Annotated in this window: 24 protein-coding genes; all 24 read left to right on the plus strand. The window is 38.0% G+C overall.

The genetic code is table 11. From position 1 onward, the window contains the following. Positions 1 to 139: 139 nt before the first annotated feature. The 24 genes from ppsA (at position 140) to AC0J6S_RS15635 (ending at position 25,950) form a co-directional block, all read left to right on the plus strand. Positions 140 to 2,560, plus strand: coding sequence for a phosphoenolpyruvate synthase (gene ppsA, locus AC0J6S_RS15520; protein ID WP_474954637.1), 2,421 nt, complete (start codon positions 140 to 142; stop codon positions 2,558 to 2,560). A 12-nt stretch (positions 2,561 to 2,572) separates the two neighbouring features. Next, positions 2,573 to 3,328 carry an SDR family oxidoreductase gene (locus AC0J6S_RS15525; protein WP_474954638.1) on the plus strand — a complete coding sequence of 252 codons (756 nt, stop codon included), beginning with the start codon at positions 2,573 to 2,575 and terminating at the stop codon, positions 3,326 to 3,328. 31 nt (positions 3,329 to 3,359) lie between these two features. Then, a complete protein-coding gene (locus AC0J6S_RS15530; protein WP_474954639.1) occupies positions 3,360 to 3,818 on the plus strand; it encodes an OsmC family protein in 459 nt (152 codons plus the stop codon). A 57-nt stretch (positions 3,819 to 3,875) separates the two neighbouring features. Further along, positions 3,876 to 5,609, plus strand: coding sequence for an acetate--CoA ligase (gene acsA / locus AC0J6S_RS15535; protein ID WP_474954640.1), 1,734 nt, complete (start codon positions 3,876 to 3,878; stop codon positions 5,607 to 5,609). Between the two features lie 46 nt (positions 5,610 to 5,655). Beyond that, positions 5,656 to 7,173 (plus strand): S1C family serine protease, encoded by a 1,518-nt coding sequence (locus tag AC0J6S_RS15540; RefSeq protein WP_474954641.1) that lies wholly within the window; start codon positions 5,656 to 5,658, stop codon positions 7,171 to 7,173. A gap of 11 nt (positions 7,174 to 7,184) precedes the next feature. Continuing rightward, on the plus strand, positions 7,185 to 8,180 hold the full coding sequence (gene pdhA, locus AC0J6S_RS15545; RefSeq protein WP_474954642.1) for a pyruvate dehydrogenase (acetyl-transferring) E1 component subunit alpha: 996 nt from the start codon (positions 7,185 to 7,187) through the stop codon (positions 8,178 to 8,180). Positions 8,181 to 8,192: 12 nt separating this feature from the next. After that, on the plus strand, positions 8,193 to 8,465 hold the full coding sequence (locus AC0J6S_RS15550) for a zinc ribbon domain-containing protein (protein WP_474954643.1): 273 nt from the start codon (positions 8,193 to 8,195) through the stop codon (positions 8,463 to 8,465). Positions 8,466 to 8,612: 147 nt separating this feature from the next. Further along, entirely contained in the window at positions 8,613 to 8,885 is a 273-nt protein-coding gene (locus AC0J6S_RS15555; RefSeq protein ID WP_474954644.1) for a zinc ribbon domain-containing protein, read from the plus strand. A 19-nt stretch (positions 8,886 to 8,904) separates the two neighbouring features. Next, positions 8,905 to 9,903, plus strand: a complete 999-nt coding sequence (locus tag AC0J6S_RS15560) for an alpha-ketoacid dehydrogenase subunit beta (RefSeq protein WP_474954645.1) — start codon at positions 8,905 to 8,907, stop codon at positions 9,901 to 9,903. Further along, positions 9,896 to 11,065 carry a dihydrolipoamide acetyltransferase family protein gene (locus AC0J6S_RS15565; protein ID WP_474954646.1) on the plus strand — a complete coding sequence of 390 codons (1,170 nt, stop codon included), beginning with the start codon at positions 9,896 to 9,898 and terminating at the stop codon, positions 11,063 to 11,065. Before AC0J6S_RS15560 ends, AC0J6S_RS15565 begins: the two co-directional genes overlap by 8 nt. Further along, positions 11,062 to 11,307, plus strand: a complete 246-nt coding sequence (locus tag AC0J6S_RS15570) for an acyl carrier protein (protein WP_474954647.1) — start codon at positions 11,062 to 11,064, stop codon at positions 11,305 to 11,307. Before AC0J6S_RS15565 ends, AC0J6S_RS15570 begins: the two co-directional genes overlap by 4 nt. Before the next feature lies 1 nt (position 11,308). Beyond that, a complete protein-coding gene (locus AC0J6S_RS15575) occupies positions 11,309 to 12,298 on the plus strand; it encodes an NAD(P)-dependent oxidoreductase (protein WP_474954648.1) in 990 nt (329 codons plus the stop codon). A 66-nt stretch (positions 12,299 to 12,364) separates the two neighbouring features. Further along, entirely contained in the window at positions 12,365 to 13,468 is a 1,104-nt protein-coding gene (locus AC0J6S_RS15580) for a site-2 protease family protein (RefSeq protein WP_474954649.1), read from the plus strand. Beyond that, positions 13,455 to 14,609, plus strand: a complete 1,155-nt coding sequence (locus AC0J6S_RS15585; protein ID WP_474954650.1) for a phospholipase D-like domain-containing protein — start codon at positions 13,455 to 13,457, stop codon at positions 14,607 to 14,609. The genes AC0J6S_RS15580 and AC0J6S_RS15585 overlap by 14 nt, the downstream gene beginning before the upstream one ends. Before the next feature lie 495 nt (positions 14,610 to 15,104). After that, positions 15,105 to 16,166, plus strand: a complete 1,062-nt coding sequence (locus AC0J6S_RS15590; RefSeq protein ID WP_474954651.1) for a reverse transcriptase domain-containing protein — start codon at positions 15,105 to 15,107, stop codon at positions 16,164 to 16,166. 216 nt (positions 16,167 to 16,382) lie between these two features. Next, on the plus strand, positions 16,383 to 16,955 hold the full coding sequence (locus AC0J6S_RS15595; protein WP_474954652.1) for a YceI family protein: 573 nt from the start codon (positions 16,383 to 16,385) through the stop codon (positions 16,953 to 16,955). Positions 16,956 to 17,057: 102 nt separating this feature from the next. Then, entirely contained in the window at positions 17,058 to 17,963 is a 906-nt protein-coding gene (locus AC0J6S_RS15600; protein WP_474954653.1) for a DnaJ C-terminal domain-containing protein, read from the plus strand. A 2-nt stretch (positions 17,964 to 17,965) separates the two neighbouring features. Next, a complete protein-coding gene (locus AC0J6S_RS15605) occupies positions 17,966 to 18,253 on the plus strand; it encodes a chaperone modulator CbpM (protein WP_474954654.1) in 288 nt (95 codons plus the stop codon). 158 nt (positions 18,254 to 18,411) lie between these two features. After that, positions 18,412 to 19,245, plus strand: coding sequence for a universal stress protein (locus AC0J6S_RS15610; protein WP_474954655.1), 834 nt, complete (start codon positions 18,412 to 18,414; stop codon positions 19,243 to 19,245). Between the two features lie 150 nt (positions 19,246 to 19,395). Beyond that, positions 19,396 to 20,394, plus strand: coding sequence for a sodium:calcium antiporter (locus tag AC0J6S_RS15615; RefSeq protein WP_474954656.1), 999 nt, complete (start codon positions 19,396 to 19,398; stop codon positions 20,392 to 20,394). 14 nt (positions 20,395 to 20,408) lie between these two features. Further along, positions 20,409 to 22,991 carry a cation-translocating P-type ATPase gene (locus tag AC0J6S_RS15620; protein ID WP_474954657.1) on the plus strand — a complete coding sequence of 861 codons (2,583 nt, stop codon included), beginning with the start codon at positions 20,409 to 20,411 and terminating at the stop codon, positions 22,989 to 22,991. A gap of 427 nt (positions 22,992 to 23,418) precedes the next feature. Beyond that, on the plus strand, positions 23,419 to 24,201 hold the full coding sequence (locus tag AC0J6S_RS15625) for an MlaE family ABC transporter permease (protein ID WP_474954658.1): 783 nt from the start codon (positions 23,419 to 23,421) through the stop codon (positions 24,199 to 24,201). Between the two features lie 5 nt (positions 24,202 to 24,206). Next, positions 24,207 to 24,959: an ABC transporter ATP-binding protein gene (locus tag AC0J6S_RS15630; RefSeq protein ID WP_474954659.1), complete on the plus strand. Its 753-nt coding sequence runs from the start codon at positions 24,207 to 24,209 to the stop codon at positions 24,957 to 24,959. A gap of 7 nt (positions 24,960 to 24,966) precedes the next feature. Next, positions 24,967 to 25,950, plus strand: coding sequence for an MlaD family protein (locus AC0J6S_RS15635; RefSeq protein ID WP_474954660.1), 984 nt, complete (start codon positions 24,967 to 24,969; stop codon positions 25,948 to 25,950). The last annotated feature ends 55 nt before the right edge of the window (positions 25,951 to 26,005 follow it).

A 26,005-nucleotide genomic window follows, 5' to 3' on the forward strand; every position in this document is an offset into this window, starting at 1 on the left:
ACCAATTCGTAAATTTCAAACCTACATTTGAAATACAAAATTTACAATCGGATTACCGTACAAGCCCCATTCCTGTTTTCTAATGTTATGATTTTGACGGACTCAAATAAGGGTCTGTCTTAACTTAAAAAAATACGAAATGGAACAGTTCAAACACATCCTTTTTTTTAGTCAAATTGGTATTGATGCCCTTAGCGAGGTTGGAGGCAAAAATGCCTCATTGGGCGAAATGTACAATCAGCTTAATCCAATTGGCATTAACATTCCAAACGGCTTTGCCCTTACCGCAGAAGGATATCGACTCTTCCGAAAAGAAAATAATCTGGAGCAACCGCTTCAAGATTTGTTGTTTTCATTAGACACTAAAGAGTATTCAAATCTTTCCGCTATTGGAGAAAAAGCTAGAAACCTCATTTTATCAGCAACTCTTCCGGAGGAGATTCGTACTGAAATAAAAGCAGCTTATCAATCACTCAGCGAACAATGCGGCATAAATAATATTGATGTAGCAGTCCGCAGCAGCGCCACTTCGGAGGATTTGCCAACCGCCAGTTTCGCCGGAAGAATGGAATCTTTTCTAAATATCAACGGCGAAAAGCAATTGCTAGAAGCCATTCGGAGATGCTATGCTTCCTTATTTACAGATCGCGCGATTAAATACCGGTATGATATGAATTTTGACAAAATAGACATCGCTATTTCCGTGGGCGTACAACAAATGGTTCGGAGTGATAAAGCATCCTCGGGCGTGGCTTTCACCATTGATCCGGATAGCGGATTTGATAACACAATCATCATCAACGGATGTTGGGGACTGGGCGAAAATATTGTCCAAGGTACCATCACGCCTGATGAATGGATAATTTTTAAACCTACTTTAGAAAAATCGGATTTGAATCCAATGCTGAAAAAACAATGCGGCAGAAAAGAGTTCACAATGATTTATTCGGACAAATCAGAAAATTCATCAGCAGAAAATACCATTGTAAATACCGAAACAACTTTGGAAAAACAGAACCAATTTTCCTTATCCAATCAAGAAGTCATCCAACTGTCCCGATGGTGTGCTAAAATTGAAAAACATTATCAAAAACCAATGGATATCGAATGGGCAAAAGACGGTTTGAACAACCAATTGTACATTGTTCAAGCCCGTCCAGAAACCGTTCACGGAAAAGCAAACAAGCAAGTGCGGGAAATCTATAAACTTCAAGAAAAAAGTACACTTTTGACCAAAGGAATTGCGCTTGGCGATAAGATTGCCTCGGGAAAAGCCCGAATTCTGAACAATCCGCGAGAAGGTGCTTTATTGCAAAACGGAGAAATAATTGTCACTGATTTGACCAATCCCGATTGGGATCCCATCATGAAAAGAGCTTCGGCAATCATAACCAATAAAGGCGGACGCACCAGTCATGCAGCTATTGTAGCACGTGAACTGGGAACCGTTGCTGTTGTAGGATGCGGTGATGCCACTTCGGTAATAAAAAACGGACAGGAAATCACGGTTTCCTGCTCCGAAGGCAAAGAAGGAAATGTGTACGACGGGAAATTGAAATGGGAAATTACTGAACAAGATTTCAGTACTCTCAAAATGCCGCAAACAGATCCGATGCTAATTCTCGCCGATCCCGAACGAGCTTTTGAATTAAGTCAGTATCCCAATCAGGGTGTGGGTTTGATGCGAATGGAATTTGCGATTTCGAATACCATCAAAATCCATCCTTTAGCGTTATGCGAACCTGAAAAAATAATAGATCCAAATATCAAATCGGAAATAGCGGCATTGACAAAAGGCTATGAAGATCCCAAAAAATATTTCATTGATAAACTCGCCGAAGCGGTAGCGATTGTCGCCGCTGCTTTCTACCCTAAAGAGGTTATTGTTCGAATGAGTGATTTTAAAAGCAATGAATACGCCAACCTCATCGGAGGGAAATATTATGAACCAGACGAAGAAAATCCGATGATTGGCTTCCGTGGCGCTTCGCGATATTACAGTGATTTTTATCGAAAAGGTTTCGCACTAGAATGCGAAGCAATGAAAAAAGTACGCAACGAAATGGGACTTCACAATGTAAAATTGATGATTCCTTTCTGCCGCACATTCGAAGAAGGAGAAAAAGTACTAGCTGAAATGGCTAAAAACGGTTTAGCGCAAGGCATCAACGGATTACAGGTTTATGTGATGATTGAAATCCCAAGCAATGTATTAATGGCCGATGATTTTGCTAAACTCTTTGATGGTTTTTCTATTGGTTCTAATGATTTAACGCAACTCACTTTAGGGCTGGATCGGGATTCGGCATTAGTGAGTTACTTATTCAGCGAAGAAAATCCTGCCGTCAAAGCCCTTATAAAAGAAACCATTCGGGTAGCCAAGCGCCACGAAATAAAAGTGGGACTGTGCGGACAAGCTCCCAGCGACATTCCAGAATTTGCAACGTTTCTGGTAAAAGAAGGTATTGACAGTATTTCGTTTAACCCCGATGCTTTGATAAAAGGAATCGAAAATATTTTGGAAGCAGAACAAAAAACAAAAAGAAAAATCATCGTCTAAGAAAACCAAATCATGGAAACAACATTCAAGAATAAAGTGGCACTAGTAACCGGAGGAGCATCAGGAATTGGCAGAGCCACTGCACTTGCTTTCGCCAAAAAAGGAGCCAAAGTAGCCGTAGTAGATTGGAAAGAAAATGATGAAATCATAGACCTCATCAAAGAATTAGGCAGTGAAGCTATTTTTATAAAATGCGACGTCTCAAAAACCGCTGACGTAAAAGCAATGGTGGCGCAAACGATTGCCGCATTTGGCCGATTGGATTATGCCTTCAACAATGCCGGAATCGAGGGTGCCTCTGCTCCTACCCAAGATTGTACGGAGGAAAACTGGGACAAAACCATTGGTGTAAACCTGAAAGGAGTTTGGCTGTGCATGAAATATGAAATCCCTAAAATACTCGAACAAGGAAAAGGAGCCATCGTCAACTGTGCTTCGGTAGCCGGAATGATTGGTTTTGCAGGCCTACCGGCTTATGTGGCTTCTAAACATGGAATTGTGGGACTGACAAAAACCACTGCTTTAGAATGTGCAACACAAGGAATCCGGGTAAATGTGGTTTGTCCTGGCGTTATACAAACACCAATGATTGACCGGTTGACCGGAAAAACAAAAGAAGGAATCGAACGATTTAAAAGTTTTGAACCCATCGGCCGTTTTGGTCTTCCAGAAGAAATAGCCAATGCCGTGATATGGATGTGCTCTGATGAAGCCTCATTTGTTACCGGACATGTAATGGCTGTAGACGGAGGATTTACAGCACAATAACTTTAAAAAATAACTAAAAAAACATACCAAGATGCACACGTACGAAGTCAACCTAAAATGGACCGGTAACACGAAAGGACTTTTGAGTTCTCCGGTTTTACCCCAAAATATTGAAGTCGCCACACCTCCTGATTTCCCAAAAGGAATGCAAGGAATTTGGTCGCCAGAACACTTATTTATCGCATCAATCAACAGTTGTGTCATGAGTACTTTTTTGAATATCGCCGAAAATTCTAAATTGCATTTTATCAGTTTTGAATGCAAATCTTCTTGTACCGTTGATTTGGTCGAAGGAGCTTATGTAATTACTGAAGTCCTCTTACATCCTAAAATCGTCATTCCCTATTCCCAAAAACCAGACCGGGCAAAACGGATTGTGGAAATGAGTGAAAAGGCGTGTTTGGTTTCCAATACACTAAAAATACCCATTCGATTAGAGCCCGAAATCATTGTAGAGAAAAGTCTGATTCCTATTGGTGAATCTTTTTGATCAATACAAAACAGAAAATTTTTATTCAAATCCATCATTTTTTAAATGTGCCACGCCATGATTTCCATCAAAAATAAAACCACGCACCACCTTCTGGACTATGAAAAAGTGCAAGCTAATTTCTCGTGGGGAAATGTTGCCCGGGAATTAGATGGTCTTCCTAGTGGAAAAGGGCTGAATATAGCGCATGAAGCGGTTGACCGTCACGCACAAACGCATCTAAAAAATACGGTGGCATTGCGTTTTATTCGAAAAGACAATCGTTTACAAGAGTTCACGTATTCCGAATTGCAAAACCAAACCTCGAAATTTGCCAATGTACTTCAAAAATTAAAAATCAAAAAAGGAGAGCGTGTTTTCTCTTTCGCTGGCAGGATTCCGGAATTATACATCACCGCTTTGGGAACCTTGAAATATATTGCAGTATTTAGTCCGTTATTTTCTGTCTTTGGCCCTGAGCCCGTGTATCAAAGACTCAGTAAAGGCGATGCGACGGTTCTGGTAACCACCTCTCTTTTATTCGAACAAAAAATAAAACAAATTCTCGAAAAGCTTCCTTCACTCCGCTATGTTATTCTTACCGATGCAATTGAACATGTTTCTGAAAAAATACGCTCTTTTTCCAAACTCATGGACGAGGCAGAAGCGGAATTTACCATTCCGGAAACCAATCTGGAAGATCCCGCTTTATTACATTTTACCAGCGGAACAACCGGAATGCCGAAAGGCGTGCTTCACGTTCACCAAGCCGTTCTCACGCATTATATAACGAGCAAATATGTTCTCGATTTTCACGAAGGAGATCACTATTGGTGTACCGCAGATCCAGGTTGGGTTACCGGCACATCGTACGGAATTATTGCTCCGTTGCTGCACGGAATTACCAGTATCATTGATGAAGCAGAATTTGATGCTATCCGATGGTATTCGCTTCTTGAAACACATAAAATAAACATTTGGTACACCGCTCCCACAGCTATCAGGCGATTGATGCGTATGAATGTAATACCCAAAAATATATATAATCTCGAGAATCTTCGATTGATTCTTAGTGTTGGCGAACCGCTTCATGCCGAAGCCGTGATTTGGGGACAGGAAAATTTTGGCATCCCCATTTTAGACAATTGGTGGCAAACCGAAACGGGCGGCATCATGATTGCCAACTATCCGTCGATGGCCGTAAAACCGGGTTCGATGGGAAAACCGATGCCCGGAGTAGAAATTGCGATTGCAGCAATAAATGACGATCAATTGAAACTTATCACACAACCTGAAATTCAAGGGCACTTGGTTCTGAAAAAAGGATTTCCGTCGCTGTTTAGAGCATATATCCATGAAGAAGAACGCTATAAAAAATGCTTCATTGGCGATTGGTATCTCAGCGGTGACCTAGCTAAGAAAGATGCGGATGGGTATTTCTGGTTTATCGGTCGGGCCGATGATATTATCAAAACTTCCGGACACATGGTCGGTCCGTTTGAAGTCGAAAGCACGCTGATGCGCCATCCTGATGTGGCAGAAGCTGCTGTGATTGGAATTCCGGAACCCACCATTGGAGAAATAGTAAAAGCCTTCGTTGTACTCAAAACCGGAAAAGAGCCTAACGAGACAACCAAAATGGATATTATGGCTTTCGCCCGAAAAGAAATGGGCCCAGCGGTGGCTCCCAAAGAAATTGAATTTGTGGAAAATATTCCTAAAACCCGAAGCGGGAAAATTTTAAGGCGATTACTAAAAGCCCGAGAACTCGGTTTACCCGAAGGCGATATTTCAACATTGGAATCCTCTTAAAATATAAAAGTCATCAAAAATTAATTTTTATTAATGAATTTCAGCCATGATACCTTTCCAAAAAATAAAACTACAAAACCAAACTATTTTTCTGTTTGTACTTCTTATTCTATCTCAAGGATGTGAAGCTCAAAATAGGAATAATGAAACTGACATAGAATCCATCCAGAAAAGCGCCGCCCTTGTTCCCGAAAAAATTTCCTATTCAGGTAATGTCGATTTCAGAATGGCAGCTAAAATAGCTACGCCTGGAGTTGTTCATATCAAGTGCAGTTTCAAACCACAAACCCTTCAATACGAGGGTGAAGATAAATTTTATAACATTCCGGACCCACTTAAAGATTTTTTTAGGGACGATCCTTTTTTCAGGGAATTTAGGTTTCAACTGCCACAGTCTCCAAAATACAATTCGGAAACCGTGATTGGCAGCGGATCTGGAGTGATTCTAACACCTGACGGATATATTATTACCAATAATCATGTGGTAAAAAATGCCGATGAAATTAATATCACTTTGTTCGACGGACGATCCTATCCGGCAAAAGTTATTGGAAATGATCCTCAAACTGATCTTGCTCTCCTTAAAATCAAAGAAAGCAACCTTTCATTTATACGCTACGGCGACAGTGATACTATTGAAGTCGGTGAATGGGTCGTCGCGGTAGGAAATCCATTTAATCTGGCATCTACGGTAACGGCAGGAATTGTCAGTGCCAAAGCCCGAAACATCAACATTCTAAGCGATCAAGGCGCCATAGAATCCTTCATACAAACAGATGCAGCGGTAAATCCAGGCAATAGCGGCGGCGCTTTAGTAACACTGGAAGGAAAACTCATTGGCATAAACACCGCAATAGCAACGCCAACAGGAGTCTATGCTGGATATGCGTTCGCAATTCCTGTAGATATTGTAAAAAAAGTAGCGGATGATCTAATGAATTTTGGGTCCGTTCGCAGGGGAATTTTAGGAATAAGCATTCGCGATTTGAACAGCACATTGGCAAAGGAAATAAAAATTGACCGTGCCAATGGCGTTTATATTGACAGCGTCACTGCAAATGGTGCGGCAAAAGAAGCGGGTATAAAAGAGAAAGATGTCATCATCAGCATTGATAATATAGAAACCGCATCAGCAGCTAAATTACAGGAAATCATCATGCGAAAACGTCCGGGTGAGAAAGTTAAAATCACACTCATCAGAAATGGTAATGAGAAAAAAGAACTTATTGCCACACTGAAAAAGCAGGAAGCAATCCCAGAACTTACAAAAAATAAAAATATAGAATTGCTGAAGGATTTAGGAGTTGAGTTGAGCCCAATTACTAAGGAAGACCAAAAAGTATATAATGTAAAAAACGGACTCAAAATTACGAAACTATACGATGGAAAAATAAAAAGATTCACAAGCATACGCAACGGATTCGTAATTACATCAGTCAACAACAGGGTAGTTTCATCGATTCAATCCTTTATGGAATCAGTTGCATCACAAGAACGCGGCATCATGCTAGAAGGAAAATATGCCGGCGATCCTACGTATTACTATTATGCTTTTGGATTATAAAACTATAAAAAATGGTACAATCAACGACAGAATCACAATCGATGGATGCCAAAAGAGGATTGCTTTTTTTATATCAAATGCTGCTCATAAGACGCTTTGAGGAAAAAGCAGCCGAGCAATATACGAAAGCGAAAATCCGTGGTTTTCTGCATTTGTACATTGGCGAAGAAGCGGTTGCGGTAGGCGTAATTCAGGCGCTTACGGAAGATGATAATCTATTGTGTACGTATCGGGAACACGGTCATGCACTAGCTAGAGGTTTGGATCCTGATATCATGATGGCCGAAATGTATGGTAAAATGCAAGGCTGCTGCCTAGGTCGTGGAGGCTCGATGCATTTGTTCGATGTGTCAAAAAAGTTTTATGGCGGTAATGCGATTGTGTGTGGCCATCTTCCGCTTGCTGTTGGGATGGGTTTGGCAGCCAAAAAACAGAAGAAAACGAACCTTACTTGTTGCTTTTTTGGAGAAGGAGCAGCTGCCGAAGGTACTTTTCACGAAAGTATGAATTTAGCGGCACTCTGGGATGTTCCTGTTTTGTTTGTTTGTGAAAATAATTTGTATGCAATGGGAACTGCGATAAAATATTCGCATGCAGTAACGGAAATGGAAAAAAAGGGTGCTGCTTATGGGATTGAAGCCGTTGCGGTGGACGGAATGGATTTGATGGCTGTTATTACTGCTGCTAATACCGCTGTTGCAAAAATAAGAAGCAGTGGAAAGCCATATTTACTAGTTTGCAATACGTATCGTTTTCGGGCGCATTCGATGTTTGATGCAGAATTATATCGGGATAAAATAGAAGTCGAGGAATGGAAAAAAAGAGATCCTATTGCACAATTCGAAAAGTTTCTTTTGCAAAAGCAATGGATAACAGATGAGGAAATTGCTGCTTTTGAAAGTGAAATTGAAAAAAAAATAGCTATCGCAGTTGATTTTGCGGAAGCAGGAACATGGGAACCGTTAGACCAACTAACGAAATTTGTTTACAGTGATACGGGAAACTAAAAATTTATAATAATGGAAAATAAAATAATCTGTCAAAGTTGTGGTATGCCATTGGACACCGAAGCTGTGAAAGGAACGGAGAAAAACGGTTTAAAAAGCAATGAATATTGTAAGTATTGCTATGAAGATGGGGTTTTTACAGATCCAAAAATGAATTTAGAAGACATGGAAAATGACATGGAAACTAACGTGAAAAATCAAATGAAAAAATTAGAACTGCATGAATACGCAATTCAAAAAGCGGTAAACATACTACCAGCATTAAAACGTTGGAAAAGTAATTAATCCAGAAGTTAAAAGAAAAATCCAGAACGGAGTTCCTTTTGCGGAAGCCGGAATCTGGTCTCATGAGCCCATTGACAAAATGGTGTACAAGAAAAATAAATTAGAAACTACATAAAGAAAGAAAGCTAACTATTTAAATCAACACACATGGAAAATACACATTTTTGTCAAAGTTGCGGAATGCCACTTACTACAGAAGAAGCGAAAGGAACCGAAAATAACGGCCAGAAAACGAATGACTATTGTAAATATTGTTATGAAGACAGTCACTTCAAAAACCCGGATATGAACTTGGAAGAAATGAAAGATACGGTAAAAATGCACATGGAAAAAAAAAATCTTCCTCCTTATATGGTTCAAAAAGCATTGAATATTTTACCCGCATTGAAACGTTGGAAAAACAAACAATTTGTTATTTAATCTCTAATCGATTGGCATCATGGACAACAGTACCGGCACAATAACTCTTACCTATCGCGAGGCTTTGAAACAAGGGCTTCGAGATGCTTTGCAAAATGACGAAAACGTCTTTTTGATGGGCGAAGACGTGGGCCGTTATGGAGGCGCTTTTGCGGTAAGCAAAGGACTATTGCAGGAGTTTGGCGCAGATCGGATTATAGATGTCCCACTTTCTGAAGCAGGTTTTGTAGGAGCTGGAATCGGGGCGGCTATGGCAGGAATGAAACCCATTATTGAGGTGATGACTGTCAACTTCAGTTTGTTGGCCATGGACCAAATTGTGAATAATGCGGCGACTTTGTTGCACATGTCAGGCGGCCAAATCCATATCCCAATGGTTATCCGGATGGGTTGCGGAATTGGCCGTCAACTGGCAGCGCAACATTCCCACAGTTGGGAACCGTTTTATGCACACATTCCGGGCTTAATTGTTTTGTCAGTGGGAACGCATGAGGATGCACGGGGAATGTTACGCGCTGCTTTGCAAAGTCCGGATCCTGTCTTGCTGTTTGAATACACACTGATGCTTAATCTCGAAAAAGAAATTGCTGTAGATTTAGGATTTATAGATATTATAAAAGCCAAAGTATTACGCGAAGGATCTGCTATTACGATTATCACTTATGGAACGGGTGTTTATAAAAGTCTGGAGGCTGCCGCCGAATTAGCTCAGGTAGGAATCGATGCCGAAGTTATTGATTTGCGGGTGTTGCGACCTTTGGATGAACGTACATTTCTGGAATCAGTGGCAAAAACGCATCGGGTTTTGATTGTTGAAGATGCGTGGCGTTCGGTCAGTATATCAGCAGAAATTAGTGCGCGAATTATGGAAAAGGCATTTTATGATTTGGATACTCCCGTCCAGCGATTGTGCGGTGTCGAAGTTCCCATTCCCTATCCTGCACATTTGGAAGAAGCTTCGATTCCGCAGAAAAATGATATTGTAAATACAGTAAAAAAAATGATACGTCATGATTGAATTTCAAATGCCAAATTTAGGTGCTGATATGGAAGCTGGAACTCTAATCGAATGGAAAAAAAAACCAGGCGATATGGTTCAGCGTGGCGATATCATTGCCGAAGTAGAAACGCAAAAAGGGCTGATAGAAATTGAGGTTTTTGATGAAGGAACAATCGGAGAATTACTGATACAAGAAGGAACTAAAGTCCCTGTGGGAACGGTAATGGCATTGATTCATCCCAGCGCAGCAGCATTGGAAACCAAAAAAGGAAAAGGAACATCAGAAAAGCCAATTGCCTTACAACCGATAGAAGAAAAAACAGCTGTATTTTCAATAAAAGCTTCCCCACTGGCAAGGCGAATTGCTGTGGAAAATCATCTTGATCTTTCGCAAATAAAAGGAACAGGAGAAAATGGCGTGATTACCAAAGATGATGTGGAGCAAGCATTGGAAACTCAAAAAGAGCAACTTCCAAAAGTGGAAAAATTTCCTCCTGATGACGCAAAAACACTAGCACAAATTGAGGCGGTTCGTACAGCAATAGCGTCGGCAATGAGCAAATCGAAACGAGAAATTCCACATTATTACCTAGAGAAAAAGATAGATGTGACAAAATCAACTGATTGGCTGATAGCCAAAAATAAGGAAAAATCAGTTCAAGAACGGCTGCTTCCCGTTGTGTTGCTCATTAAAGCAACCGCCAGAGCGCTGAACGCTTTCCCGGCTTTGAATGCGGTTTGGCAAAACGGTTTACAGAAAAAAAAAGAAATTCATATTGGTTTTGTGGTTTCGCTGCGCAACGGAGGAATTATAGTTCCCGCGATTCACAATGCAGATTTAAAAAGTCTGGATGAAATCATGGCTGCTTTAAATGATATTATTCCCCGAGCTCGCGCCTTGAAACTACGCAGTTCAGAATTGAGTGACGCTACAATTACGGTAACCAACATTGGCGATGGTGGCGCCGATACCATTTTTGGGGTGATTTATCCGCCACAGGTCGCGATAATTGGTTTCGGAAATATTTCAGAACAACCCTTTGCGGAGAAAGGTATGTTAGGAATTCGAACTTCAATTTTCGCAACTTTGGCGGGGGATCATCGTGCCACCGATGGATTAACAGGCAGCCGCTTTCTAGTAGCCTTGGACAACCATTTACAAAATCCTGAAGCGTTATGAATGAAGAAGAAATCAAAGAAATTATTTTTCAATTGTTGAAAAAAATTGCACCGGATACGGAACCATCAACATTAAAACCGGATGAAAACATCAGGGAAACGCTCAATATTGATTCGTTTGATTCGCTGCAATTTATAGTTGCGTTGAACAAAAAAACAGGAATCGAAATTCCAGAAGAAGATTATGGAAAAATAGCCACATTACAGGCATTGACAGCTTACATTAAAAATAAAAAACCATAAAATGAAAGTATTAGTATACAGTATCTTTGGCTTTGATAAGCCATTTATGGAAAAAGCGGCCCATGGAAATCATGAATTGGTTTTTACGGAGCAGCATTTGAATGAAAACACTGCACATTTGGCCCAAGGATTTGATGCAGTTTCGCTTTACACTTCAGATGTGGCTTCAGAACCGGTTTTGCAAAAACTCTATAGCTACGGTGTCAAATATATTGCCTTGCGGGCTGTAACCTCTGATTTAATTGATGTTCCAAAGGCAAAATCCCTAGCGATTAAGGTAGCGAATGTTCCTGTATATTCTCCCTATTCGGTAGCTGAACATGCTGTTGGTTTGGTATTGGCACTCAACAGGAAACTGGTCTTAGGACAGCGATTAATGCACATTGGAGACTACCGAATGGATCATTTGGTCGGTTTTGATTTGCATGGAAAAACAGTGGGAATTATTGGAACCGGAAAAATAGGTACTGCATTTGCACGGATTATGCATGGCTTTGGTTGTAAGATTGTCGCGTTTGATAACGACGCAAACAAGGAGCTGATGAATGAAATCCCAATTTCCTATAAGACGCTAGAGGAAGTTTGTGCCACTTCAGATGTGTTGTCTGTACATGCAAATTGGAACAAATCATCCTATCATTTGTTTGACAAAAACACCTTTTCGTTATGCAAAAAAGGAATGATTTTCATTAATACCGCAGATGGAAAATTGGTAAATACCGAAGACCTAATTGAAGCAATAGACAATAAAATCCTTTCTGCTGTTGGTTTAGACGTCTATGAAGAAGAAAATTTAATATTTTTTCAGGATCATACGGAAGCTCCTATTACAGACACCTTATTTTTGAAACTCCGCTCCTATCCCAATGTCATGATTACCGGACATCAAGGTTTTTTGACTAATGAAACGCTGGCAGGTATTGCCCATACTACGATTGCCAATTTAAATGCTTGGGCGTATAATGGCATTTCTGAAAATGAAATAAGTTGATAAAAACAGAATATTCTTTATTAAAGCTTGATTATTTTTCAAAATAAACTACCAAAAAAACACCAAATGAAAGGCTCCTTTAAACTCGGAAAAATAGCAGATATAGGTATTTTTGTTCACTGGACATTCTCATTACTGATTCTGTTTATCATTTTCATTAATTACCGATCAGGTCAAAATGCTTCTCAGATAGTATGGTCGGTTGTGTTTATTTTGAGTATTTTCATCACCGTTGTAATGCATGAATTAGGTCATGCTTTGGCAGCAAAAAGATACAACATAATTACCAAAGACATCACACTGTTACCCATTGGCGGTTTAGCCCGTCTTGAAAAAATTCCTGAAAAACCAATCGAAGAATTAATCGTGGCTATTGCAGGACCTATGGTCAACATAACTTTAGCATTTATTACCGGAATTTTCATCACTATTCCTGATACTTCGGAACAGCTGATGGCCGAATTATCCAATGGCGTCAATGCGAATAATTTCTTTCTGAATTTCTTTTTAGTGAATTTTTGGCTCGCACTTTTTAATTTAATTCCGGCGTTTCCAATGGATGGCGGCCGAATTTTACGTGCCTTGTTATCCTTCCGGATGCAGCGACATATAGCGACCCGCATTTCGGCGCGGATTGGTCAATTTCTTGCTTTGGGGTTTATACTTTTCGGTTTTTTCACCTCTCCTATTTTAGTTTTTATTGGTATTTTTGTAATTATAGGTGCTCAGGTTGAAGCGGATTATACTGAATCGAAATTCATACTGAAAGGATTTAAAGTCCATGACGTTGTGATGAAGGACTATCCAAAAATTGATGCCAATGCAACCGTAAAAACTGCCGTAGCATCAGTTTTAAACAGCCAAAACAAGAATTTTTTAATCATGGAAGAAGGAACCCCTGTTGGAACTCTGAACCGTGATCAAATCATAATGGCACTCTCCAAAAAAGGCGAAGAGGAATATATTTATAATGTGATGGATAGGAATTTAATTTTTCTTGATGCAAATTCACTTCTGGAAAATGTTTTTGAACTGATACAACTCAATAAATCAAGGCTAATGCTCGTCATGGAAAACAATGAAGTCACCGGAACTTTAGATATAGAAAATCTAATGGAGTTCATTTTGATTAATGAAGTTACTACAAATAAAGCGCATGATAAAAACTAACGATAGCTTTATTATATCCAAAAAATTGGAGCTGGTGTGCAGTGGCGAAGATTATTTTGACCGATTAGAAGCTATTATCCAAGAGGCACAATCTAAAATCCACCTGCAAATGTATCTTTTTGAAAATGATGCAACGGGAAAAAGAATCGTCAATGCACTAAAAGAAGCCGCGCTCCGAAAAGTTGAAATTTATGTGCTACTGGATGGCTTGGGTTCTTTATCTTTTCCGGCAGAATTAATAAAGGAACTGAAATATAGCGGCGTAAACATTCGCTTTTTTGCCCCTTTATTCTCAACCTACACTTTTTATCTTGGACGGAGATTGCATCGTAAAGTGGTTGTCGCTGACGCAAAAGTTGCACTGGTTGGCGGCATAAATATCGCGGACAAATACCGCGGGTCCGTAACCGGAAAACCTTGGCTGGACTACGCCATTCAATTAAACGGAGAAATTGCCAAGCCTCTTCAACAACTTTGTCACGATATTTATTTTAAGAAAAAACGCCTGAGAGACAAAAAAATAAAATCGGCATTTCATATTCAGGAAGATACTTCCGTTCGCATACTCCAGAATGACTGGTTAAAAGGGAAAAACGAAATTTGTGACGCATATATAAAATCAATTCGCCATGCCAAAAAGGAAATCATCATTGTAGGCAGTTATTTTCTTCCCGGAATTCGAATCATTCGAGCCTTGAAAAAAGCATCTAAAAATAAAGTAACAATCAAATTGATTCTCTCTGGAAAATCAGATCTACCGCTGACAAGACGGGCAACTTGCTTTTTGTATGGCAAACTCCTCAGTTATAACATTGAATTGTACGAATGGAACGAATCCATTTTACATGGAAAAGTAGCTGTTGTGGATGGCAATTGGTCTACAATTGGTTCTTTTAACCTCAATAATTTGAGTTCTTACGGAAGTCTGGAAATGAATGTTGAGGTACTTTCAAGTTCCTTTTCCATCTTATTTCAAGAACACCTCACCGAAATTATTGCACAATGCCAAAGAATTACTCTCGAATCACTGAAAACAAAAACCACTATAATGACAAAATTCATCAACTTGGTTTCCTATTTGATAACCAGAATCATAGAAATAATAGTCACTTACACGCCTTATAAACGATTCTATAATTGAAAAGCACTCCCTTCATCACAATTAAAATCTCTAAAATTTAGAAAAAAGCCTATTTTAAAATTAAAAACTAAAATATTTAAGAATTTATGCGGTCACTATATTTTTTTTTGTAAATTTATATATCTAATTACTTAATATATAAGTAGTTACAAATACTGGGTGTTGATTTATAATTTTTTAAAAATGGAACCATACCGAATTAAAACCAAAAAAAAAGAGGATTGGATCCAAAAGGATTTTGAAAGACAAATCCCAAAATTGGACAGTAAAAAAATATTTGTCCCTAATCAGGATGAACTGTTTTTTTAATTCATTTTTAAAAAGGAATTTGTTAGCCCAGGTTAGCGACGGAGCCGTGAGTCACTGTTCTGTAATAGAATGTTCTTTCAAGCACCAGGTTTAAAAGATTCTCCGCAGAGCTCCGAACTTTTAAACCGGTTTTCTTAATTGGGGTTAGGGACGCAAAAGTCCCTATCCCATTAATGACTCAACCTTATGGATTTTACACATTATAAAGAAGCGTTTATTAAAGAGTCACGAAAAATAGGCTTTTCGTTACCTAATATTCAGCGTTGTCTTGATTATGCTGAAGTTTTATTTTCGCATCAAGTCCCGGTAATTTACAATCCTTCCCATTTATCAGCACTTGTGGGATACAAAAAAGAATATTTAAAAAAAGCATCGCTGTTTCCTAATTATTTTTATCGTGATTTTGAAGTCGCAAAAAAAAATGGAACCAAACGACTGATTTCTGAACCACTACCCAGTTTGAAAGAAATCCAAATCTGGATTCTAAGAAGTATACTGTATAAAGTACCCATCAGCCCTTTTGCGAAAGCGTATAAACCAAACGTAACATTGCTGGAAAATCTGAGGTTTCATAAAAATCAATCTAAGATTTTTACGCTGGATTTAGAGAATTTCTTTCCTTCAATATCAGCTGACCTTGTTGAAGCAGAATTTCTGGAATTGGGATATTCAAAAATAGTATCCAAATTACTTTCCCGATTATGCACCAGAAATGGAAATTTGCCCCAAGGTGCGCCTACCAGCCCCTATCTTTCGAATCTGATTTTTAAACAGGCTGATGCCGAAATTGCTTCGTATTGCAAAGATTATAAAATTAGGTACACGCGTTATGCGGACGATATGAGTTTTTCAGGAGATTTTGACCACGAGGAATTACTAAAAAAAGTAACAGAAACGGTTGAAAAACTGAATCTTTGCATCAATACCAAAAAGACCAAATTAATGACGCCAAATATGCGACAAACGGTTACTGGAGTTGTGGTGAATCAAAAACCGCAAGTCATTTTCCATAAGCGCAATGAATTGAGACAAACCTTATATTACATTCAGAAATTTGGTTTTGAGGAACATAAAATCTTCAAAAAAATTAATCATAACAATTATCTGGAACATTTGTTGGGAAAAATAAATTTTGTGCTACAAATAAATCCAAAAGATGCAGAATTTATAAAGTACAAAGCGATGCTATTTGACTTGAAACACAAACAAGACTTAACTGCGATAGAAAACGAATTATTTCCTCTTTAAATTGTAAAAATCAATTTAGAACAAGCTCCTTTTCGGGGCTTTGAATTCTATAAATAACTGTTATTAAGTATTTTATTGTTATTTTTTCGTCTAAAAATTGATTAAATTTGACAAATACACTCTTTGAAAACTATAATTACTCATATCACAAAAAGTTCCTTTTTAAACTTCGTAACTACTTAATAGCGTATCTTTAAGATTAAATAAAATTAAGCCATGAAAAACATCGCTACCATTATCGCCTCATTATTTTTATCTACTTTTCTGTTTGCACAAACAACATGGAAAGGTGATCCAATGCATTCTAAATTAACTTTTAGCACAATGCACAATGGAATTTCTGACATTGCAGGATTGTTCAAAACATTTGAAATTAGCGCAATTACAACCAAAACTGATTTCAGTGATGCTATTTTTGAACTCTCTACAGAAGTGGCGTCCATCAATACCGAAGTTGAAATGCGAGATAAGCATTTACGAAGTGACGAATTTTTTGATGTTGAAAAATATCCGAAAATGACTTTCAAAAGTACGTCGATACAAAAAACAGCAAAAGATAAATACAAGCTAACGGGCCAACTTATCCTGCACGGAATAACGAAACCGGTAGTCATCACGATGTGGTACAGAGGAACTATTGAAAATCCTCAAACGAAAATGCCAACAGCTGGTTTTAAATTTAGTACCATCATAAAACGTTCTGATTTTAATATAGGTCCAAAATTCCTTGCACCAATGATTAGTGATGAAGTAAAAATTAAGGCTGACAGTGAATTTATAAAACAATAGCTATGTATTGAACTGTACAATCTCATCGATTGTAAAAAGCAAAATATGTATATAAAGATGTTTTAAACTTAACCAAATAACCACAACATAAAAATAATCACAATGGCATTTATAGACTATTACAAGATTCTAGAAGTGGACAAAAAAGCAACCGAAGCCGAAATTAAAAAGGCGTATCGTAAACTTGCGCGAAAATACCATCCCGACTTAAATCCCAACGATAAGGGCGCCGAAATAAAATTCAAGGAAATCAATGAAGCAAATGAAGTCTTGAGTCATACGGAGAATCGTAAAAAATATGATGATTACGGCGAAAACTGGCAACATGCTGAAGAATTTGAAAAATCCAGACAGCAACGGCAATACCAAGGAAACGGACAGCAAGGCGGTTTTGGCGGTGGTGGATTCAGTGGTAGAGGTGATTTTTCTGATTTTTTTGAATCGATGTTTGGTAGTCGAGCCTCTGGTGGCGGTAGCCGCAGAAGTGCGCAGTTCAAAGGACAGGATTTTAATGCTGAACTACATCTCGAACTAAAAGACGTCTACACAACTCACAAACGCACGTTAACTATTAATGGGAAAAATATTCGCATTACCATTCCTGCCGGTGTCGAAAACGGCCAACAAATAAAAATCAGCGGCATGGGTGGCGAAGGTTCCGGTGGTGGTCCTAAAGGTGATTTATATATCACGTTCACGGTGGCGAATCACACTGATTTTAAACTGGATAAGCACAACCTTTACGCAATAGTGGATTTGGATTTATATGCTGCCCTATTGGGCGGCGAGATTACCGCAGACACTTTTGACGGAAAAGTAAAACTCACCGTGAAACCCGGAACTCAAAACGGAACCAAAGTTAAACTGAAAGGAAAAGGATTTCCGGTATATAAAAAAGAAGGAGAATTTGGTGATTTGTACCTAACCTATCAAATACAAATTCCCACCAATCTTTCTGAAAAAGAAAAGGAATTATTTACGGAACTCGCTACGCTAAGAAAATCATAAACATGGAAAACCTGATCCCGATACCTGAATTGTGCATTCACTATAGTGTGGAACTATCTTTTTTTACCAATCTTAGCGAAATGGGTTTGCTCGAAATAAAAACAATTGAATCCAAGCAGTATATTGATTCAAATGCAATTTATGAAATAGAAAAAATGATTCGCATGCATCAGGAATTAGACGTAAACATAGAAGGAATTGATGTAGTGCTTAATTTGTTACAAAAGATTGATGTATTGCAAAATGAATTAAATACGCTGAGAAACAGATTGCGATTGTATGAAAGCTAACAACGGTCCCAATTAAATCTACCCTTAAAAAGTTTTGGTTTACAATCTTTAAAAAAGAGAATGTTTTTACTGCTTTTTAGTAATGCTATTATTTATGGAAACTAAAAAAATTCAAAATTGATACTTTACGAGATTACTAACGCATAAATTTTATAGCTATGAAAACATTACTTGTACCTACAGACTTCTCCATTCCAGCTGATTCCGCTATAAATTATGCAGCGCAGTTAGCAGCGCTTTGGGATGCTTCCTTAATTTTGTACCATAGTTTTATTCCTTTCGAGAGTGGTTTTTATTTACGATCACTGAGCCAAAAAGAAAATCTCGAAAATGAAAAAAAATTAATGGACAGGCTCGCTACAATTCAAAATAAAATCTTGAAAAAAAACCCGTCTCTTTCCATTTCAATTCACGTTGATCAAGGTCCAGAAGGTGAAAAAATTATTGAATTTTGCAAGAAAAAAAAAGTAGATCTGATATTAATGGGTACTAGTGGCGCCAGCGGTTTAAAAGAAAAATTAATTGGAAGTTTTACTGCTGAAGTCATGACCAAAGCACCTTGTCCAGTGTTAGCCATACCAAATAAGTATAAATTCAGAATTCCAAAAAAAATCACATACGCCACTAATTATAGTAAAAAAGATAAAAAAGTTCTCGAAGCATTATTAAAGTTTAACGAGGTATTCAATGCTTCCATTAGCCTTTTACATATTGATTGGGGCATGACGTTTTTCACAGCAGATGATGATCATGCAAAATACAAGAAATCAATTCAAAATCACTTTAAAGACTTCGAATTTTCGTTCAATCACAGCGCGGGAAAGGATATTACAAAAACCATTTTGGAGGAAACCTTACTAGATAACACTGAAATGATAGTAATGAATCCATTAAAACGAAAAGGAATGTGGGAACGATTATTTGAGAAAAGTGTAACTAAGAAAATGGCTTATCGTATTCCTTTTCCGTTGCTAACAATCCCAACAAAATAATATCGCTGGGGCGCTTCTGATACACTTAAATTTGCCCCAAAAGGAGAATAAAACTGTTACAATTTCTGATATAAGACCACCCTTCATTATTGTTTACAAAAGCAATAATACAGGTACAATAAGAGACAAAAACGAAATAATTGTTTTGAGATGAATTCAATATATGTTGATAGTATAGGTTTCTTGACAGCAACCGGAGTGATTGTAGCGACAGGTTCTCGGCTTTCTAAGTACGGTGATATGATGGCTGATATGCTGGGCTGGGGAAAAATGTTTATGGGTATTATCCTGATGGCCTCCGTAACTTCGATGCCTGAACTGATGAATGGAATAAGCGCTGTAGTTATTCTGGATGCTCCAGATCTTGCTGTTGGTGATATCGTGGGAAGTTGCGCTTTCAACATCCTTATTATTTCTATTATGGATTTTTTTTACGATCACAAAAAACCATTAACATCCGTTGCACAACCGGGCCATATAATTGCCGCCTCTTTTGGAATCATACTCTTGTGCTTAGTTGCATTTGCCATTTTGATGCCTAATTTTTTTGGAACTATTCTTTGGATTGGAGAATTCAGTATTCTATTTCTGGTATTTTACCTCGTAGCGATTCGTGTTATTTTCCTTTATGACAAAAAAGAAAATAATAATCGAGAAGAACGAAAAGATAGTTATACTCTTACCTTAAAACAAGTGGTTCTCCGTTATGCTTTGAATGCGGTCGTTTTAATGGGTGCTGCTATGTTATTACCTTATTTTGGAGAACATCTTGCAAAAGCCAGTGGGCTAGGACAAAGTTTCTTTGGCACATTATTCATTGCGGCTTCCACCTCACTTCCGGAAGTTGTGGTGTCTATTGCCGCCATCCGTTTGGGAACTATCGACTTGGCGATTGGTAATATTTTTGGCAGTAATATTTTTAATATCGCAATACTCGCTTTTAACGATATGCTGTATACCAAAGGGCCTATTCTACAATATACAAGTCCCAATCACATTATTCCCGTGCTTGGTACCATTATTATTACGGCCATAGGAATTATTGGAATTGTTTTTAAAGAAGAAAAAAAATGGAAACTTGCCATTGATACTGCATTAATTGCCTCCGTTTATGTACTCATGATGGGACTTTTATATTACAAAAAATAAAAAAAAACAAAGCGATGAACTGGCATTTACTCCCACTCTCAGAAATTACTCACTTGTTACAAACGACTCCTCGCGGACTTGATGAAGTAACCACTAAGGAACGCCTAAGCGAAAATGGCAAGAATGAAATCGAAGACACTAAAAAGAAGAGCATTGTAAAGATGATGCTTTCTCAGTTATCTGATTTCATGATTCTGATTCTGATTGCGGCAGCAATAATTTCGGGAATAATAGGCGATATAACAGATACGATCATTATTCTTGCCATCATTATTATTAATGCCATTGTGGGATTCATTCAAGAATATCGGGCCGAAAAAGCGATGCAAGCATTAAAAAAAATGGTAGCAAACCACGCTCGCATTATGCGCGAAGGAAAAATGACTACTATTCCAGCTTCAGATCTTGTTCCAGGTGATGTTGTGGTTCTAGAAGCCGGCAATGTTATTCCTGCAGATATTCGTTTTTTTGAAACCCATCAAATAAAAGTAGACGAATCAGCACTTACCGGCGAATCCAACAATGTAGAAAAAAATACAGAGAAACTTCCAGAAGGAAATTACGCTCTAGGCGACCAAACGAACATGGGTTACAAAGGCACTTCGATAACGAATGGAAGAGCTCTTGGATATGTTGTGGCCACAGGAATGCATACGGAACTGGGTCAAATCGCTAAAATGATTCAAACAGAGGAAACCACAACTCCGTTGCAAAAAAGATTAGCGGCATTTGGAAAAAGATTATCAATCATCATCCTCATCATCTGTACTGTTATTTTCTTTATCGGATGGTTGCGGGGAGAATCTGCAATGACGATGTTGATTACTTCAATTTCCCTTGCTGTTGCCGCAATTCCTGAGGCTTTACCAGCATTAGTTACCATCGCATTGGCTTTTGGAGCCAAGAAATTAGCCAAAAATAATGCGCTTATTCGCAAATTGCCCGCTGTAGAAACGCTTGGTTCTGTTACCTATATCTGTTCTGATAAAACGGGAACTCTTACGCTGAATAAAATGACTGTACAGGAGATTTTTGAAACTTCAGATACGAAATACAATAATACTTTTGAAGAAAAAAACCGGTTGCTTTATGCCATAGCTTTAAATAATGATGTCTCGAAAAGCGAAAACGGCAAATGGCTGGGCGATTCAACTGAAGTCGCATTGGTGCAATATGCATTCGATAAAAATTTAAACCGTGCAGATTTAGAAATTACATTTCCACGAATAGCGGAATTACCTTTTAATTCCAAAAGAAAATGCATGACAACCCTGCATCAAATCAAAAATGCTGATGCTGAAATTGTCGTAATTACAAAAGGAGCGGTCGATGTCCTATTTCATAAACTAAATGCCGAGCAGCAATCACTTATTCCCGAATTGGAACGTAAAGTCAATGAAATGGCGGAAAAAGGGTATCGGGTTTTAGGATATGCCATGAAAACACTCTCTTCGTTACCGGAAAATTTGAATCCGGAAACCATTGAAACAGAACTAACGCTCATTGGTTTTGTAGGCATGATTGACCCGCCGCGAGAGGAAGCGAAACAAGCGGTTTCGGAATGCAAAGAGGCTGGTATTATTCCGGTGATGATTACCGGCGATCATAAACTCACCGCAAAAGCAATTGCCGAAAAACTGGGAATCATTTCTTCCGAGGAAGATCTAGTACTGACGGGTTCTGAGTTATACGCATTAACACAAATTGAATTTGTGAAAATCGTGGAGAACGTTCGGGTGTATGCCCGAGTTAATCCCGAACAGAAATTAAGAATCATTAATGCGCTACAATCTAAAAATAATTTTGTGGCTATGACTGGTGATGGTGTGAATGATGCGCCAGCACTTAAAAACGCTGATATTGGAATCGCCATGGGAATCAATGGCACAGAAGTTTCTAAAGAAGCGTCTCACCTGATTTTGCTGGATGATAATTTTGCCACAATTGTAGTTGCAGTCAAACATGGTAGAAAAATATTCGATAATATTCTGAAATTCATCAAGTACATCATGACCGGAAATTCAGGCGAAATCTGGGCGATATTTTTGGCGCCGTTTTTTGGTTTACCCATTCCGTTATTGGCCATTCACATCCTTTGGATTAATCTGGTAACGGATGGTTTGCCTGGATTGGCGTTAGCCTCCGAGCCATCAGAAATAAATATTATGAAACGCCCGCCCAGAAATCCAATTGAAAGTATTTTTTCAAATGGTATGGCAGTTCACATATTGTGGGTTGGATTTTTAATGGGAGTCGTAACCATTGGAATGCAGGCATATGCGATACATGTGGCAAACTCCCATTGGCAAACGATGGCATTTACGGTACTTTGCTTCAGTCAATTGGGACATGTAATGGTGATCCGTTCCGGACAGGATTCAATTTTTAAAATTGGTTTTTTCTCTAATAAACCCATGATTGGTGCTTTATTAATAACGGTTTCGCTACAACTTATGATTGTTTACACGCCTTTTTTTAATGATATTTTCAAAACACAACCACTTACTTTATATGAATTGCTGATTACCTTAGCTGTATCAAGTGTAGTTTTTTGGGCAGTAGAAATAGAGAAGTGGATTAAAAACAGAAATAAATAGTTCAATAAGAGTTTTTACTCTCTTTCAATTACTTTATTTCCAAGCAAATTCAATCTTGGATACTTCTGTAATAGTGTTATATCATTTGCTGTAATTCCATTTGTTTACTTTTTTAAACACAAAGAACATAGATTTTAAAATGTCAGAAGGCATTTCACTTTTTTAGAGAAAACCATAGCATTGTACCCCAAAAATTATTTTATCTTTTTTTATAAAAAAGTACTTGTACATAACCCATTTTATAATCCGAATTATTCGCGCGAATAAAAATAACGGTTGCAAAAATGTCATTATTTTTTAAAATCGCAATTTTCTCGACAAAACCGGCAATATAATAGGCAAACAACACTATTAATAGTACTGATAATCAGATAAATAACTATATATTTGAGTAGCTGTTTTCTGTTAAAAACTAATTCATTTGCTTATGAATACTATTTCAAAAATAACGGAATTATTCAAAGCTTTTTTACTCGAAATTGGTGAACTCTCCTACTTTTCAGGTCGTTTTTTTCAAGAAACGTTCAAACGTCCAATGGAGTTCAAAGAGTTTTTACGACAATGTTTTAATATGGGAAATCGTTCCTTGCTTTTGGTTGCGGTTACGGGATTCATTATTGGATTGGTATTCACCTTACAATCACGTCCTACGCTGCAGGAATTTGGCGCCGTTTCCTGGATGCCATCAATGGTTAGTATTTCACTTATTCGAGAGATTGGTCCTATTATAACCGCTTTGATTTGTGCGGGTCGTATTGGTTCTGGTATTGGTGCTGAATTAGGTTCCATGCGAGTTACGGAACAAATTGACGCCATGGAAGTTTCTGGTACAAATCCGTTTAAATATTTAGTTGTAACCCGTGTTTTGGCTACCACTTTTATGTTACCCGTTTTAGTTTTTTTTGGCGATGCTATTGCAATATTTGGTTCTTTTTTGGTCGAAAATATAAAAGGAAATGTTTCTTTTTTATTGTATTACAACAAGGTTTTTGAGGCATTAGAATTTGGTGATTTGATACCCGCAACCATCAAAACATTCTTTTTTGGTTTTGCCATTGGATTAGTCGGTTGTTTTAAAGGATATTATTGCAAAAAAGGGACAGCTGGTGTGGGATTAGCAGCTAATTCTGCAGTCGTTTTCACGTCGATGTTGCTGTTTATTATTGACTTCATTGCTGTTTTTATTACTGATATATTTTATGATTTATAGCGATTATGAGTATCCCGACACCCAATCAAAACCGAATAATAGAAATCAAAGACTTGCGAAAAAGTTATGATGACAATCATGTTTTGGATGGTTTTAATATGGTACTGAACGAAGGAGAAAATCTGGTGATTATGGGGAAATCAGGTTCCGGAAAATCAGTGATGATAAAATGTTTGATTGGGCTCGAACAGCCAGACAGTGGTTCTATCGTTGTGATGGGCAAAGACATTACCCAACTTAATCGGGAGGAACTAGACGATTTACGTACTGAAGTTGGGTTTCTTTTTCAGGGAAGTGCATTATACGATTCGATGACGGTTCGCGAAAATCTGGAATTTCCCTTGCGACGCCATACCAAGAAATTTGGAGTCATTAAAGATACCACACCGTTAGTGATGGAAGCTTTGGAAAACGTAGGACTAGCTCAAACCATAAATTTAATGCCCGAAGAATTATCGGGTGGAATGAAACGACGAATTGCTTTGGCCAGAACATTGATTCTGCAACCCAAAATAATTCTATATGACGAACCTACAACGGGATTAGATCCCATTACTGCAAAAGAAATTTTGCTGTTGATGATGTCTATCCAACAAAAATACAACACCTCGGCCATTATCATTACCCATGATGTGGATTGTGCCAGAGTGATTTCGAACCGAATGATTTTATTGGTCGATGGCATCAATTATATCGAAGGCACTTTTGATGAATTATCCATCTCAACAGATGAAAAAGTTCAAGCTTTCTTTAAATAAGAATAAGATGGAAAAAACGACATCACAAAAATTGCGTCTTGGACTTTTTGTAATAATCGGGTTATTGCTGTTTATACTCGCAGTGTATTTCATTGGCGATAAGCAACAAATGTTTGGAAAAACCAATCAATTATCAGCGGTTTTCAATAATGTCAGCGGCTTACAGTTAGGAAATAATGTGCGCTATTCCGGCATAAATGTGGGAACGGTCCGCGGTATAGCAATGATTAACGACACGGCGATAAAAGTCGATATGCTGATTGATAAAACCATTTTTCCGCATATCAGGAAAAATGCCATTGCCACAATAGGTTCCGATGGTTTGGTGGGAAACATGATCATCAATATTATTCCTGGGAAGGACAAAGCAACCTCACTATCGCCTGGAGATGAGATTCGCACATTAAACCGCATTCGTACTGATGATATGCTGAATACACTTGGCAAAACCAATAAAAATGCGGCGCTACTGACATCAGATTTACTTAAAATCACGAATGAAATTAATCAAGGAACTGGAACCGTGGGCTTATTAATTAAGGATGCTAACTTGGCAAATGATTTGAAACAAACCGTTCACTATTTGAAAATTACAGGACGGGGAAGTTCAGAATCAATCACGAAAATAAACCGACTTATTTCTTCATTAGAAAATAAAGACAATGTGATTGGTGTTTTGAAAGATACCGCGGTTGCCAATAATCTTAAAAAAATAGTACTGAATTTAAAACAAACCAGTACTCAAATAGATAACGTTGTAAACAACCTAGATACCACAATTGTAAATATAAAAAACGGTAAAGGAGCAGTAAATTATCTTTCGAATGACCCTGAATTAGTTCGAAAAATAGATTCAACGATGACAAATGTTAACGAGGCGAGTTTGCGTTTGAATGAAAATCTAGAAGCCTTGAAACATAATTTTTTACTACGTGGTTATTTTAGAAAACAGGAAAAAGCAAAATTAAAAGAACAGAAAAAGGAAGAATAGCAAAAATAGATTACAGCGTTTATTTGAATTTAGAACTACGTAAAAATCGATTAAA

This window comes from Flavobacterium sp. TS_SC_5 (assembly GCF_056156265.1).

Excerpts from the sequence above, each read along its gene's own strand:
- AC0J6S_RS15580 (WP_474954649.1), top strand. The coding sequence starts at position 12,365 with ATGAAAGGCTCCTTTAAACTCGGAAAAATAGCAGATATAGGTATTTTT.
- AC0J6S_RS15595 (WP_474954652.1), top strand. The coding sequence starts at position 16,383 with ATGAAAAACATCGCTACCATTATCGCCTCATTATTTTTATCTACTTTT.
- AC0J6S_RS15585 (WP_474954650.1), top strand. The coding sequence starts at position 13,455 with ATGATAAAAACTAACGATAGCTTTATTATATCCAAAAAATTGGAGCTG.
- acsA (WP_474954640.1), top strand. The coding sequence starts at position 3,876 with ATGATTTCCATCAAAAATAAAACCACGCACCACCTTCTGGACTATGAA.
- AC0J6S_RS15600 (WP_474954653.1), top strand. The coding sequence starts at position 17,058 with ATGGCATTTATAGACTATTACAAGATTCTAGAAGTGGACAAAAAAGCA.
- AC0J6S_RS15620 (WP_474954657.1), top strand. The coding sequence starts at position 20,409 with ATGAACTGGCATTTACTCCCACTCTCAGAAATTACTCACTTGTTACAA.
- AC0J6S_RS15590 (WP_474954651.1), top strand. The coding sequence starts at position 15,105 with ATGGATTTTACACATTATAAAGAAGCGTTTATTAAAGAGTCACGAAAA.
- AC0J6S_RS15550 (WP_474954643.1), top strand. The coding sequence starts at position 8,193 with ATGGAAAATAAAATAATCTGTCAAAGTTGTGGTATGCCATTGGACACC.
- AC0J6S_RS15610 (WP_474954655.1), top strand. The coding sequence starts at position 18,412 with ATGAAAACATTACTTGTACCTACAGACTTCTCCATTCCAGCTGATTCC.
- AC0J6S_RS15540 (WP_474954641.1), top strand. The coding sequence starts at position 5,656 with ATGATACCTTTCCAAAAAATAAAACTACAAAACCAAACTATTTTTCTG.
- AC0J6S_RS15530 (WP_474954639.1), top strand. The coding sequence starts at position 3,360 with ATGCACACGTACGAAGTCAACCTAAAATGGACCGGTAACACGAAAGGA.
- AC0J6S_RS15605 (WP_474954654.1), top strand. The coding sequence starts at position 17,966 with ATGGAAAACCTGATCCCGATACCTGAATTGTGCATTCACTATAGTGTG.
- AC0J6S_RS15615 (WP_474954656.1), top strand. The coding sequence starts at position 19,396 with ATGAATTCAATATATGTTGATAGTATAGGTTTCTTGACAGCAACCGGA.
- AC0J6S_RS15575 (WP_474954648.1), top strand. The coding sequence starts at position 11,309 with ATGAAAGTATTAGTATACAGTATCTTTGGCTTTGATAAGCCATTTATG.
- ppsA (WP_474954637.1), top strand. The coding sequence starts at position 140 with ATGGAACAGTTCAAACACATCCTTTTTTTTAGTCAAATTGGTATTGAT.
- AC0J6S_RS15560 (WP_474954645.1), top strand. The coding sequence starts at position 8,905 with ATGGACAACAGTACCGGCACAATAACTCTTACCTATCGCGAGGCTTTG.
- AC0J6S_RS15525 (WP_474954638.1), top strand. The coding sequence starts at position 2,573 with ATGGAAACAACATTCAAGAATAAAGTGGCACTAGTAACCGGAGGAGCA.
- AC0J6S_RS15565 (WP_474954646.1), top strand. The coding sequence starts at position 9,896 with ATGATTGAATTTCAAATGCCAAATTTAGGTGCTGATATGGAAGCTGGA.
- AC0J6S_RS15635 (WP_474954660.1), top strand. The coding sequence starts at position 24,967 with ATGGAAAAAACGACATCACAAAAATTGCGTCTTGGACTTTTTGTAATA.
- pdhA (WP_474954642.1), top strand. The coding sequence starts at position 7,185 with ATGGTACAATCAACGACAGAATCACAATCGATGGATGCCAAAAGAGGA.
- AC0J6S_RS15625 (WP_474954658.1), top strand. The coding sequence starts at position 23,419 with ATGAATACTATTTCAAAAATAACGGAATTATTCAAAGCTTTTTTACTC.
- AC0J6S_RS15630 (WP_474954659.1), top strand. The coding sequence starts at position 24,207 with ATGAGTATCCCGACACCCAATCAAAACCGAATAATAGAAATCAAAGAC.
- AC0J6S_RS15570 (WP_474954647.1), top strand. The coding sequence starts at position 11,062 with ATGAATGAAGAAGAAATCAAAGAAATTATTTTTCAATTGTTGAAAAAA.
- AC0J6S_RS15555 (WP_474954644.1), top strand. The coding sequence starts at position 8,613 with ATGGAAAATACACATTTTTGTCAAAGTTGCGGAATGCCACTTACTACA.